Here is an 11,669-nt window from a genome sequence, read left to right as displayed (position 1 = left end):
TTCGAACCTTTCATGGCGCAGAAATCGCATTATATCATGCACTTGGCGCGCTACCTGAACCGGATGTCGCCCACAGATTCTGCTGACGAGCCGAATTTTTCGATCCGTGCAGATAGAACCGGATCATCCGGCGATGCAAAGGGCAAGCGGTCAATGATTACCAGCGACAATGCGCGCCCCCGTACATCCACACCCTCCCAGAAAGACTGGCTGCCAATCAGGACGGCATTGCCCAGCTTGCGAAAACGGTCCAGCATGGCGGAGCGTGTTTCCTGCCCTTGTAATAACAAGGGGAAGGCCAGTTGCTCTTGCTCGAAAACGGCCTGCAGTGACGCATGCACTTGCTGCATGGCCCGCAGGCTTGTACATAGAAAGAAGGCACGGCCTTGACTTGCCCGAATTAGCGGCAAGGCGGCCTGTACGACATTTTCAGTATATTGCGGTGAGTTGGGATCTGGTAATTTGTTGGGAGCATAGAGTAGCGCCTGATTCTGAAAATCAAACGGGCTTTCCCAGCTCGCCGTTTTTGCATCAACCAGCCCCATCATCTGGTTGTAGTGTGAGAAATCCTGTTTGACCGACAGGGTCGCAGAAGTGAAAATCCATGCGCGCGCATTGGTATGGATTTGCTTGCCGAACATTTCCGCGACGGAGATGGGGGTTGCATTGAGTTGCAGACTCTGACTGAAGGCCTCCAGCCAGCGGACAAAGTGCTGGGTTTCTGCCGGCTCACGCCACTGCCTTATTTTCACCAATAGTACTTGCGCACGTTGCCAGCAGTTTTCCAGGCCCTGTGAGCGAACTGCCTGGCTTTCCAGTAAAGCGACAAATTGGGTCATTGTTTCCTGTAGCCGGTGCAGTGTCTCGACAAAACCGGGTGTCCGCTCGGCTTGATTCGAAGACAAGCGTTGCTGCTTTCCGGAAACAGTCAAATGCAGTTCGCGTGCAGTGCTCTCCACCGCAGCTGCAGCATCCGCAAGCGGCGTGAAATCTTGCGCATCCTGTGTCGCCTCGGATAAGGTATCACGTACCAGAATGAGTATTTGCCCTGTGCTGACTGATTCACCAAAGAACAGGCTGGCAACTTCGGGTAGCTGGTGTGCCTCGTCAAAAATGACGGTATTGCAGGCAGGCAGCAATTCGGACAGGCCCTCATCTTTGAGCATGACATCCGCAAAAAACAGATGATGATTGACGACAATCAGATCGGCGGCTAGCGCTTGTTTGCGGGCTTCCATGACGAAACACTGCTTGTGATGGGGGCACTCGGTGCCCAGGCAGTTTTCCCTCGTGGAAGTGACATATTGCCAAATGCTTGCATGTTCCGGTACTTGATCCAGCCCACCCTTGTCGCCATGGCTGCTGCGCTGTGCATAGCGCTCGATCATGCGCAGATATCGCGCGTCATTGCGATTGGTAAAATGAATTTGATCGGATGCAAGGGTACGCTCAAGGTGATAGTGACAGATATAGTTGGCGCGCCCCTTCAGCAGGGCGATGATTGCCGGCACCTTCAAGGCAGCACGAATGGTAGGAATATCGCGCAGAAACAGTTGGTCCTGGAGAGTCTTTGTGCCGGTTGACAAAACCACCTTCCCGCCTGACAGCAGTGCCGGGATCAGATAAGCGAAAGTTTTGCCTGTTCCGGTGCCGGCTTCGGCGACTAAAATTTCCTGATTCGCGATGGTTTGTGCAATGGTTTGTGCCATTTCCTGTTGTTGCGGACGTGGCCGATAGTCCGGAATGGCCTGGGCGAGTAAGCCGTGAGTAGAAAAAATGGCAGAGAGATCGGACATTAAAAAAAAATTATCGGATAATGGCGTCTTGGCAAAACAAGCAGGAGATATTTTTCCCGACAAACAAGCAGCTAGATTGCAAAACCTAGAATATTACCCGATTATCCATCCCGATGAGATTTGGGGATGGTCGCCGATCACAACGATCATTACTCATAAGAATCCCGCTGGAAATTTTGTCTTAAATGCAGACGCTGACACTTTGTATACTGTTTCATGTCTTGTTGTTAATGCTGCCGACTGGTGCAATGGGTGCTGACCCATTGTTTCAAACCGATGACAATCGTCCGATATATATCGACGCGGATCAAATTGATGGCTACTACCAGCAGGAAATCGAAGCGACTGGCAATGTGCGGGTGCGTCGCGGTGATCAGGTATTGACGGCTGACCGGATCAAATATTATCAGGATACGGAAGATCTGGAAGTCGAAGGTAATATTTTGTTCGAACGTGTCGATGATATTCTGCAGGGCAGCTATTTGCAGTTGAATCTGCAGACAGAAATAGGGGAATTGACCGACCCGCGCTATTTCATTAAAGACGGCAGCGGGCGGGGCAGCGGCAATTTATTGTTGCTGGAAGGCGAAGACCATTACCGATTGAAAAAGGGAAATTATACGACCTGCCCGGTCGATAATGATGACTGGTATATTCTGGCGGATGATTTGAGAATAGATAATGAAAAGCAGGTCGGTACCGCCCGCAGCGTGACGGTTCGCTTCAAAGACGTTCCGATTCTCTACGTGCCGTGGATGAATTTCTCTCTGAGCGGACAGCGGAAAACCGGTTTGCTGGCACCTGTCATCGGAAATACTGCACGCAGCGGGGCTGAGGTCTCGATCCCGTTTTATTGGAATATCGCGCCTAATTACGATGCCACCATCGCGCCTCGCTACATGAGCAAACGCGGGCTTATGTTTAACAATGAATTCCGCTATCTGAAGCCTACTCTGGGAGGCCAGCTGTTCTTCGATCTGTTGCCAGACGATACTGTGACCAATAGCACGCGCTATGCCTTAGCGCTTAACCATACCCACTGGTTGGGAAGCGGGTGGTTTGGCGCGCTGCATTACAACCGGGTTTCGGATGACAATTATTTCCGCGATTTGAGTAACAATATTGCCTTTACCTCACAGACCAACTTGTTGCAACAAGCGACAGCGTCCTATTACAGCGGGCTGGGGCGTGACGGCTCGCTCATGTTCAATGCCTTGCTGCAACAATTTCAGACTATCCAGGATCCGAGGGCAAGAATCATTTCTCCTTACAAACGCTTGCCGCAATTCATGCTGAATGCAACCAAACGCAACGTCTATGGTCTGGATTTCGATTTTGCCGGCAGCTGGACAAATTTTTCTCATCCTAGCTTGCAGCATGGTTTGCGTCTGGCGCTCTATCCCAGTATAAGCATGCCGTTACAGACCTCTTATGGCTATATCAGGCCTCGTGTTGCAGTGCACCATACCCGTTACAACCTGAATCGTCCTACTGCCACGGGAGAAAAACATCCGGATCGGACACTGCCGATACTCAGCCTGGACAGTGGACTGGTGTTTGAGCGTGACACGACCATGTGGAATGAAAGTTTTGTGCAAACCATCGAGCCCCGGCTGTTCTATGTGTTCACGCCTTACAAGGATCAGAACTTTTTGCCGAATTTCGATTCTGCGGAAATGGACTTCAGTTTCGCTCAGATTTTTACGGAAAGACGTTTCAGTGGGGAAGACCGGATCAACGATTCCAATGAGATTACCTTGGCCCTGACCTCGCGTATGATCCAATCTGCCACGGGTAACGAACGATTGCGTTTTTCAGTGGGGCAAAAGGTTCGGTTTAGGGAGCGGAGACTGGTGCTTGGCGATCAGGCCACCAGTACGAAATCGGACTTCATTGCCGAGCTCTCGGGCAGCCTCTCGCCGCATATCACGACTGATGCCGGGATACAGCTCAACCAGAACAATTTTCTGACAGAGAAGGTGCGCACAGGGATCAGCTACCATCCTGCCCCCGGGAAGGTCATCAATGCAGGCTATCGCTATACGCGAGATGTATTTGAACAGGTGGACATTTCAACGCAGTGGCCATTCAGGAAAAACTGGCAGGGAATGGCCAGCGTCAACTATTCCTTAAAGGATGACCGGTTGCTGGCCGGATTGCTGGGTCTGGAATATAACGCCTGCTGTTGGTCATTACGCCTGGTTGCCAACCGATTCGCAACGGCTGAACAAAAGACCTCCACTGCTGTCTTTGTACAACTGGAACTGAACGGATTGATGAAAATTGGCACAAATCCCATACGGGTGTTGCAACAAGGCATACCCGGCTATACGCGCACGAGTCTGCAATAAGCAGCGATTGGGACGCGACTGCCATTTGCGATATGAACAGAGATTGTCATTTAGGAATTATGATGAAAATTAGCTCGTTTATGACCCTCGGATTGCTTGCTGCAAGCATGATGACCGATATCGCTGCACAGAATGCAGATGCCTATGATCATCGGATCAGACCCATCGATCATATCGTCGCGGTGGTGAACGAGGAAGTCATTACCCAACAAGAAATCAATGAGGTGCTCCAGAATACCATGCGCCAATTACAAAGACAGGGCACACAGCTGCCACGCATGGAAGTGTTGGAGAATCAGCTGCTGGAGCGCATGATACTCAAACGGATCCAGCTGCAAAGAGCCAAGGAGCTGGGGCTGTCTGTCAGTGATGGGGATTTGGATCAGACGATACGCAAGATTGCAGAGGATAACAATCTCTCCATGGAGGGATTCCGTCAGGCACTTGCCCAGGAAGGCACCGATTTGCGAATCTTTCGAGAAGAAATCCGAGAAGAAATTTTGATGGTCCGGCTGAAAGAACAGGAAGTCAACAGCCGGGTCAATGTTACCGAGAGCGAAATTGATAATTTTTTGCATACTCAACAAACGTCGTCCATCGGTAATGAGGAATATCGTCTTGCCCATATATTGGTACAGGTTTCCGAGCAGATGGATGAAAATCAAATAGAGGCGCGGCGAGAGCGCGCTGAGGCTGCGCTGGAAAATCTGCTGCAGGGCAAGAGCTTTGCTCAGGTATCGGCCGAATTTTCCGACGCACCCAATGCCATGGAAGGCGGAGAACTTGATTGGCGTCCTATCGGGCAAATGGGGCCGTTGTTTGGCGAGTTGCTGGTTAGCATGCAACCTGGTGACGTGACGCCTGTCGTGCGCAGCCCGGTAGGGTTTCATATTTTGAAGCTACTGGAACGGCGACAGCAGGAAATGCCTGTGGTGATCATCGATCAAACACATGCACAGCATATTTTGATCAAAATCAGTGAATTGACGTCGGAAGACGATGCCTATCGTCAAATCATGCAGATCAAGGCGCGTATCGATAGGGGCGCGGACTTTTCGGAAATGGCAAAATCTCACTCGGAAGACGCCAGTGCTACTTCAGGCGGTGATCTGGGTTGGATTTCACCGGGCGATACCGTACCCGATTTCGAGCAAGCCATGCGCAGATTGCTGCCTGGCCAGATCAGCGGGCCCGTAAGAACACCCTTTGGCTGGCACTTGATCAAGGTGATCGAGCACCGATCGCAAGATATCAGTGAACAGCAGCATCGCGAAGCCGCGCGCCGGGCGATACATGGACGCAAGGCTGAAGCAGTTATCCAGGAATGGCTGCAGCAGCTTAAAGACCAAGCTTATATCGAGTATAAAGTCGAAGACAGCTAACCAGCTGCCAGCTTCTTGCGACGTTTGGCTGGTGAGGCAGACCGCTGGCCGGCTACTTTCTCTTGTTTGTTTTGACTGGATTTAATTTTGACTAATACTTTTATTCCAAGATTGCTACTGACTGCCGGCGAACCTGCCGGGATCGGTCCCGATTTGTGTGTCCAGGTAGCGCAACAAGCCTGGCCTTGCCAATTGATCGTGATAGCTGACCGGAATTTACTGGATCAGCGGGCACATATGCTGAAACTGCCTTTGCAGTTGGACGCATGCGATTTGGCCCAACCGCCCACCTTGCATCAGGCGGGCAGGCTGCATGTCATGCATGTTCCCGTTAACAGCCCGGTCGATACGGGCAAGCTTGATCCGGCTAATGCAACCTATGTCCTTGATACCCTCAGATATGCGGTCGAAGCATGCAGCATGCATAGGGCCGATGCCATGGTGACAGGCCCGGTGCATAAAGGCATTATCAGTGCTGCAGGCATTAAATTTTCTGGCCATACCGAATATCTTTCGGCATTGACTCAAAGCCAGGCAGTCATGATGCTGGCTGGTGGCGGCATGCGTGTCACGCTCGCCACCACGCACTTGCCGCTGAAAGATGTGCCCGCAGCTATTACACCCGAGTCTCTGGAGCAGAAGCTGCGCATCATTCACCACGATCTTGTCGCGCGCTTTGCCATCAGGCATCCCTGCATCGCTGTGGCCGGACTGAACCCACATGCCGGAGAGTCTGGCCATCTCGGGCGAGAGGAAATCGAAACTATTATTCCGGTGCTGGAAAAATTGCGTGCCGAAGGCATGAATTTGCTGGGTCCCTTGCCAGCGGACACAATGTTCAATCCTTCCCAGCTCGAAAGATATGATTGTGTTTTCGTTATGTACCATGACCAGGGATTGCCAGTCCTCAAGCATGCCAGCTTTGGCAGCGGGGTGAATGTCAGCTTGGGGTTGCCGATTATTCGCACCTCGGTTGATCATGGCACTGCTCTGGAGCTGGCGGGTACAGGCTATGCCGACCCCGGCAGCATGCGTGCCGCCATCCAGATGGCGCTGACCCTGGTCAAAGCCACGCCGCTGCATCCAGTGAACAGGGGTTAATTTAAGGGCTCGTTAATGAATAACTTGGGCATACGTTGTTACGTATTCGGGAAAGATGCAACGACCCGCTTCGTTCCCTGCGTTGAAACGAGCCAGGGACTGCCCGGATACAAGGGATGCACTGCCAATCCAGTCAGGCCATTTCCTGGGTTTCATGCATTTTATGGAAGTCATTAAGAGGCATTAACCATTCTCGGAACTATTTTATGATGCGGCATATTCCCCGCAAACGTTTCGGTCAGAATTTTCTAATCGATCCTTATATCATTGCTGAAATCATTCGCGTTACCCAACCGCACAGCCAGGACCGGCTGGTTGAAATCGGGCCGGGGTTGGGGGCACTTACCAGCCCGTTGCTGGATATTGTCGATACGCTGCAAGTCATCGAAATCGATCGGGATATCGTTGATCATTTGAAATCTACTTATGCTGGCAAGAATCTGATCATTCACAACTGTGATGCATTGAAGTTCGATTTTGCCGAGCTTGGCCATGATTTGCGTATCGTTGGCAATTTGCCGTACAACATTTCCACGCCGCTATTGTTTCACTTGGCCCGGTTTTGCGGGCATATCCGGGATATGTATTTCATGCTGCAGCAGGAAGTCGTCGCGCGCATGGTTGCTGAACCTTCCACACCAGACTATGGCCGTTTATCGTTGATGCTGCAGAACCGCTTCGATATGGGGCAGCTGATATCCGTACCACCAGAATCGTTTCGTCCCGCGCCCAAGGTGCAATCCGCAGTGGTGTGGATGCGTCCGCGCGCAACTCCCATCATTCCAGTAGAATGTGAACGCTTGTTTGCCGATCTGATCGCGACAGCCTTTTCGCAGCGGCGCAAAACGCTGCGCAATACCTTGCGTGGGTATCTGACAACCAGCGATTTTGAGCGATTGGCAATCGATGCCGGTCTTCGGGCCGAAAATTTGACACTCGAACAATTTGCAGCGATAACTGATTATCTGTCGAACAATAAATCGCATGGGTGGCATGATAAGTGTGCCCAGTCCTGACTGACCGATTCGCCCATCGATATACAAGCTTGATCAATTATTCATAAAAGCACTTCTTCTATGCACTGGACGCATGTATTACTGATTGTTTTGCTCACCATTGTCGTGACTGTGGCCGGAACCTACTGGGTGCTGACAACCTATATCTTCGTTTCTTCCTTCAAGCCCGTGACATTGAATGATAAAGAGGAGAAAGCCCTGCAGGCGAAGTTGCAGATGCTGGGCTACGATGCTCAGTCGCCATCTCGGATGGTGGACGACCTGGGCAATGATGAAATCGATGAAAGTGGTTTTCTTAAACCTGAGCGCTATAGCGAGCAAGGTGCGCGTCGCGAAATCAGTTTCACCGAGCGTGAAATGAATGCGTTGCTGGCAAAAAATACCGATCTGGCGCAAAAACTGGCGATCGATCTGGCAGAGGATCTGGTCAGCGCAAAATTACTGATTCCACTGGATGCGGACTTCCCGGTGCTTGGGGGCAAAACGCTGAGATTCAATACGGGCATTGGGATGGCCTTTCAGAATGATAAACCGGTTATCATTCTCAAGGGTGTCAGCATCATGGGTATCCCGATTCCCAACGCCTGGCTGGGTGGACTCAAGAACATTGACTTGGTTAGCGAGTTCGGGGTGGATCCAGGTTTTTGGAAATCCTTCGCGGAAGGCGTGGAGGATATTCAGGTGACAGAGGGTAACATCCATATCAAGCTCAAGGAATAAATCGTTGCTGTTGCGAAAGAAATGGGCATGGGTACGGGCATCATGCCAGTCAGGTAATCATCCGCCTCATGCTCTCAGCTGGAAGATAGGTTTTTCGCTTTGTCTGCTTCTACCAAGTGCTTGATATTCTGGACTGTGCGCTCAGCGCCATCCCTGATGGTGACACGGATTAATTCTTCAAAAGGACGCATAATCACAAATAATTCAAGTAGCTCAAAAGAAAATATCAGTCTGGTTGATTTGCCTGATTCGATATTTTGTAATTCGTAACTACAGCGGAATGGATCCGTTACACCCACTATTGTTAAACGTGTGTCGGGTTCAAATGCGGAGATGATGAATCGGGACTCTGTGCGGTGCCCCAGGTCGATGCGTACCTGCCGTCCTTCTGTACCCAATCCCACCGGACCAGGTGTGATTTGTTCGAGCGCTTTGATCTCTGGTGACCATTTTGGATAATTGCGGAAGAGTTCCTTGCCAATATATCGGAAGAGTTCGTCGGCCGAACATTCGGTTAGAATATGGGCGCTGCCGACGACCGGTTCGGCCGGACCTAGTTTGAACATGCTGTATGGCCCTCCCGTTGATTGGTTGAGAACCAGGTTCAATGTGATTGTGGATGGTTAATTTTTCTCTGGAAAGATTGTCCAATCCACCAGGATGAATACTGCCGGGCAACTGAAGAGTGGGCGTGCTGGAAGACAGCAATGGTTGTACGTCAAATAAATGACTGGCCACCCCCGATCAATAATAATCTCTTTTTCACAGCAAGCAAGCCTTGAATCTTCTATGATCTTTCCCCTTAAAAACTGGCGACGGCGCTATATTCTCAAGCGTGAATCGATTCCCGATGCAGTCTGGCAGGATGTATTGGCAAGATTGTATTTTCTGCGCGGGCTGGGTGTGGAGGAGATCACGCAGCTGAGACAGTTGGCTGTATTGTTTTTGCATGATAAGAAAATCACCGGCGCACAGGATTTCATCATTACGGAAGAAATGCGGGTCATGATTGCCGTGCAGGCCTGTCTGCTGATTTTGAAACTCGATCTTGATTATTACGACAACTGGGTGGAAGTGATTCTCTATCCTGGACAATTCATTCTCAACCATGAGTATGCCGACGAGAATGGTATTGTTCACCGTATAAACATGGTTGCTTCAGGTGAATCCTGGCTTGCCGGACCGGTTATTCTGTCATGGGAGGATGTGAGAAACGTGCACAACACACGAGGCTACAATGTTGTCATACATGAATTCGCGCATAAGCTGGATATGCTCACGGGTGCCGCCAACGGTTTTCCTGTCTTGCACGGATCGATGAATCGGCATGCCTGGTCAGCGATTTTTAGCCAAGCTTACGAAGATTTTTGTGAGCGGGTCGAGCGGGGTCGCGAGAAAGTGGTCGACCCCTACGCGGCCGAAAGCCCGGCAGAATTTTTTGCGGTTTTGAGCGAAGCCTTTTTTGTCAGGCCGCAGCAGCTCAAGCGCTATCTTCCAGCGGTATACCAGCAGCTGGCCGCGTTCTACCGCCAGGATCCGGCAATGCGCTGGGTCACATCAACCAGCATGGAGGGACTGGCGTCAAGCGAGACTCAGGCGTAGCGCCAGTGCAGCCAGCGTTGCGGCGAGCACCGGAATGGTCAGTACAAGGCCTGTCTTGAAATAATAACCCCAGGTGATGGTTACACCCTTGCGCGCCAGGACATGCAGCCACAGCAGTGTGGCCAGCGAACCGATAGGCGTAATTTTCGGACCCAAATCACTACCAATTACGTTGGCGTAAATCATCGCCTCCTTGATTGACCGGTATTCGACAGGCAAATTGGCATTGTTACTGAGAAGCCGTTTGGAAATGCTGAACTTGAGTGATCGTACCGCAGGATGGCGTATGTGGATACGAATGGTTTTTCCAAACCGCAAGCATCTTGGCAAGCGACTCGGTATCGAAGCCAAGCTGACGTTAGGCTGGATTGCTTCGCTGTGCTCGCAAAGACGGCAGAAAACAATGGTCATCAGCAATTTCAAACACCGTCTTGGCGAGGCCCAACGGGTAGCGGCCATCCAGCCGGTATTGTTAAGAATCCAAATTTTTTAGAGAGATCGCTAATGAACAGAATCGAAATTGAACAAGCGGTGTTGAACGAAATCCACACGTTGCCGCTGGATAAAGTCGAAGCGACATTAAAATTTGTCCGCTCATTAAAAGTAACGCCGATCAAAAAGCGTCCATTGGGGTTGTTGAAAGATAAGGTGGCGTTTGAGTTAGGTGAGGACTTTTCAATGACGGACGACGAATTTTTGCAATCATGAAACGCTATTTGCTGGATACCCACAGCCTGCTCTGGTCGATGTGGCAGCCCGAGAAGTTGGGCGCGCAAGCGCTGGCTGTATTGGAAAACACCAATAACCCAGTATTTGTCAGCAGTATCAGTTTGTGGGAAATTTCGTTGAAGTATTCGCTGGGTAAATTGAATCTGGGCTGTAAACCCGGTGATTTATTGCCAGTTATGGATGAGATGGGATTTGAAAGAATGATTTTGTCATTCGAAGAGGCTGCACTGTTTTATAAGCTGCCCAAAATTGCGCATAAAGATCCATTTGACAGGATGTTAATTGGCAAGCGATATCAAATGATCTGGTTTTGATTTCTAAAGATGGTCATTTCGGTCAATACAATCAATTTGGCTTGCAAGTGATTTGGTAGGTGGCTAAAACACGTGCAGCCAACCCAATAAATCCATGACCGCCCCTTTAATCCAAAGCCTAATTCTACTTTGTCAGATTCAAATAATTCCAATGAGGCATCCAGTTTATGTATAATAAGTCATTATTTTATATATGTTAATCACGATCATGTCGTGAAAATACTAAACAGTCTCTCAAATCTGCCCTACAGGGGCTCCCAGAAGCGCTTGGCGCGCATTTATCTTCATTTTCATCATTTTTCGTCTCCTCGACGCGCGATGCAACAGCGACGTTTTATGGTTATCTGCGTGGACTGTTTCAATCCGATCGGGCGACCATGCTGCGCATGGGCGAAGTAAACGGGGTTGATCACCAGGCTATGCAACACATGCTGACATCTGGTGCAATTGATTGGCATGGATTTGGTGCACAGATCGCGCGTGAAGCGGACGCGCTATTGGGTGGCGACAAAGCCACTTTGATCATTGATGAGAGTGGTTTTGCGAAGAAGGGTGAAGCCTCAGCAGGGGTTGCGAGGCAATGGAACGGCCGTCTGGGGAAGGTAGACAATTGCCAGGTTGGCGTATTTGCCAACCTGTGCCGGGACAGCATGGCAAG

At 50.4% G+C, this 11,669-nt stretch carries 14 protein-coding genes; 11 read left to right on the top strand and 3 right to left on the bottom strand.

Annotated features, from left to right (window positions below; all coding sequences use genetic code 11):
* Positions 1 to 50: 50 nt before the first annotated feature.
* Entirely contained in the window at positions 51 to 1,796 is a 1,746-nt protein-coding gene (yoaA, locus tag BLV85_RS12920; protein WP_090415655.1) for a DNA repair helicase YoaA, read from the bottom strand.
* Here yoaA and BLV85_RS15320 point away from each other — a divergent pair.
* From BLV85_RS15320 to BLV85_RS12895, 6 genes are all read left to right on the top strand, one after another.
* The gene (locus BLV85_RS15320; protein ID WP_176974041.1) at positions 1,777 to 2,055 is read left to right on the top strand and encodes a hypothetical protein; all 279 of its coding nucleotides are present in this window, start codon (positions 1,777 to 1,779) and stop codon (positions 2,053 to 2,055) included. The two genes, yoaA and BLV85_RS15320, sit on opposite strands and share 20 nt — an antisense overlap.
* Positions 2,045 to 4,147, top strand: coding sequence for an LPS-assembly protein LptD (locus tag BLV85_RS12915; RefSeq protein WP_245725217.1), 2,103 nt, complete (start codon positions 2,045 to 2,047; stop codon positions 4,145 to 4,147). The genes BLV85_RS15320 and BLV85_RS12915 overlap by 11 nt, the downstream gene beginning before the upstream one ends.
* Before the next feature lie 59 nt (positions 4,148 to 4,206).
* The gene (locus tag BLV85_RS12910) at positions 4,207 to 5,529 is read left to right on the top strand and encodes a peptidylprolyl isomerase (protein WP_245725216.1); all 1,323 of its coding nucleotides are present in this window, start codon (positions 4,207 to 4,209) and stop codon (positions 5,527 to 5,529) included.
* Between the two features lie 87 nt (positions 5,530 to 5,616).
* Positions 5,617 to 6,630: a 4-hydroxythreonine-4-phosphate dehydrogenase PdxA gene (gene pdxA, locus BLV85_RS12905; protein ID WP_090415652.1), complete on the top strand. Its 1,014-nt coding sequence runs from the start codon at positions 5,617 to 5,619 to the stop codon at positions 6,628 to 6,630.
* Positions 6,631 to 6,839: 209 nt separating this feature from the next.
* Positions 6,840 to 7,646 (top strand): 16S rRNA (adenine(1518)-N(6)/adenine(1519)-N(6))-dimethyltransferase RsmA, encoded by an 807-nt coding sequence (rsmA, locus tag BLV85_RS12900; RefSeq protein ID WP_090415656.1) that lies wholly within the window; start codon positions 6,840 to 6,842, stop codon positions 7,644 to 7,646.
* Between the two features lie 60 nt (positions 7,647 to 7,706).
* Positions 7,707 to 8,366 (top strand): arginine N-succinyltransferase, encoded by a 660-nt coding sequence (locus BLV85_RS12895; protein WP_090415651.1) that lies wholly within the window; start codon positions 7,707 to 7,709, stop codon positions 8,364 to 8,366.
* 74 nt (positions 8,367 to 8,440) lie between these two features.
* On the opposite strand, the gene BLV85_RS12890 is transcribed toward BLV85_RS12895, so the two are convergent.
* Complete coding sequence (locus tag BLV85_RS12890) at positions 8,441 to 8,932, bottom strand: SRPBCC family protein (RefSeq protein WP_090415650.1); 492 nt, start codon at positions 8,930 to 8,932, stop codon at positions 8,441 to 8,443.
* A 223-nt stretch (positions 8,933 to 9,155) separates the two neighbouring features.
* Here BLV85_RS12890 and BLV85_RS12885 point away from each other — a divergent pair, with 223 nt between their 5' ends.
* Complete coding sequence (locus BLV85_RS12885; protein WP_090415649.1) at positions 9,156 to 9,968, top strand: M90 family metallopeptidase; 813 nt, start codon at positions 9,156 to 9,158, stop codon at positions 9,966 to 9,968.
* Here the strand turns inward: BLV85_RS12885 and BLV85_RS12880 are convergent.
* Positions 9,948 to 10,154 carry an ArsB/NhaD family transporter gene (locus BLV85_RS12880; protein ID WP_425433811.1) on the bottom strand — a complete coding sequence of 69 codons (207 nt, stop codon included), beginning with the start codon at positions 10,152 to 10,154 and terminating at the stop codon, positions 9,948 to 9,950. The two genes, BLV85_RS12885 and BLV85_RS12880, sit on opposite strands and share 21 nt — an antisense overlap.
* Positions 10,155 to 10,266: 112 nt before the next feature.
* Between BLV85_RS12880 and BLV85_RS12875 the strand changes: the two genes are divergently transcribed.
* The 4 genes from BLV85_RS12875 to BLV85_RS12860 form a co-directional block, all read left to right on the top strand.
* Positions 10,267 to 10,461: a hypothetical protein gene (locus BLV85_RS12875; protein ID WP_143032347.1), complete on the top strand. Its 195-nt coding sequence runs from the start codon at positions 10,267 to 10,269 to the stop codon at positions 10,459 to 10,461.
* Positions 10,462 to 10,472: 11 nt separating this feature from the next.
* Entirely contained in the window at positions 10,473 to 10,676 is a 204-nt protein-coding gene (locus BLV85_RS12870) for a hypothetical protein (RefSeq protein ID WP_090415647.1), read from the top strand.
* A complete protein-coding gene (locus tag BLV85_RS12865) occupies positions 10,673 to 11,011 on the top strand; it encodes a type II toxin-antitoxin system VapC family toxin (RefSeq protein WP_218132845.1) in 339 nt (112 codons plus the stop codon). Before BLV85_RS12870 ends, BLV85_RS12865 begins: the two co-directional genes overlap by 4 nt.
* Positions 11,012 to 11,355: 344 nt before the next feature.
* Positions 11,356 to 11,669: transposase (locus BLV85_RS12860; protein WP_342707106.1), on the top strand; the 314-nt coding region annotated here is incomplete at its 3' end.

It is taken from the genome of Nitrosomonas halophila (assembly GCF_900107165.1).
GTDB classification, from domain to species: domain Bacteria; phylum Pseudomonadota; class Gammaproteobacteria; order Burkholderiales; family Nitrosomonadaceae; genus Nitrosomonas; species Nitrosomonas halophila.
Note: the sequence above shows the minus strand (reverse complement) of the source record. Positions and strands in the feature narration are given on the sequence as shown.

Excerpts from the sequence above, each read along its gene's own strand:
- BLV85_RS12915 (WP_245725217.1), top strand. The coding sequence starts at position 2,045 with ATGGGTGCTGACCCATTGTTTCAAACCGATGACAATCGTCCGATATAT.
- rsmA (WP_090415656.1), top strand. The coding sequence starts at position 6,840 with ATGCGGCATATTCCCCGCAAACGTTTCGGTCAGAATTTTCTAATCGAT.
- BLV85_RS12875 (WP_143032347.1), top strand. The coding sequence starts at position 10,267 with ATGGTTTTTCCAAACCGCAAGCATCTTGGCAAGCGACTCGGTATCGAA.
- BLV85_RS12885 (WP_090415649.1), top strand. The coding sequence starts at position 9,156 with ATGATCTTTCCCCTTAAAAACTGGCGACGGCGCTATATTCTCAAGCGT.
- BLV85_RS12865 (WP_218132845.1), top strand. The coding sequence starts at position 10,673 with ATGAAACGCTATTTGCTGGATACCCACAGCCTGCTCTGGTCGATGTGG.
- yoaA (WP_090415655.1), bottom strand. The coding sequence starts at position 1,796 with ATGTCCGATCTCTCTGCCATTTTTTCTACTCACGGCTTACTCGCCCAG.
- BLV85_RS12895 (WP_090415651.1), top strand. The coding sequence starts at position 7,707 with ATGCACTGGACGCATGTATTACTGATTGTTTTGCTCACCATTGTCGTG.
- BLV85_RS12910 (WP_245725216.1), top strand. The coding sequence starts at position 4,207 with ATGATGAAAATTAGCTCGTTTATGACCCTCGGATTGCTTGCTGCAAGC.
- BLV85_RS12870 (WP_090415647.1), top strand. The coding sequence starts at position 10,473 with ATGAACAGAATCGAAATTGAACAAGCGGTGTTGAACGAAATCCACACG.
- BLV85_RS12880 (WP_425433811.1), bottom strand. The coding sequence starts at position 10,154 with ATGATTTACGCCAACGTAATTGGTAGTGATTTGGGTCCGAAAATTACG.
- BLV85_RS15320 (WP_176974041.1), top strand. The coding sequence starts at position 1,777 with ATGGCAGAGAGATCGGACATTAAAAAAAAATTATCGGATAATGGCGTC.
- BLV85_RS12890 (WP_090415650.1), bottom strand. The coding sequence starts at position 8,932 with ATGTTCAAACTAGGTCCGGCCGAACCGGTCGTCGGCAGCGCCCATATT.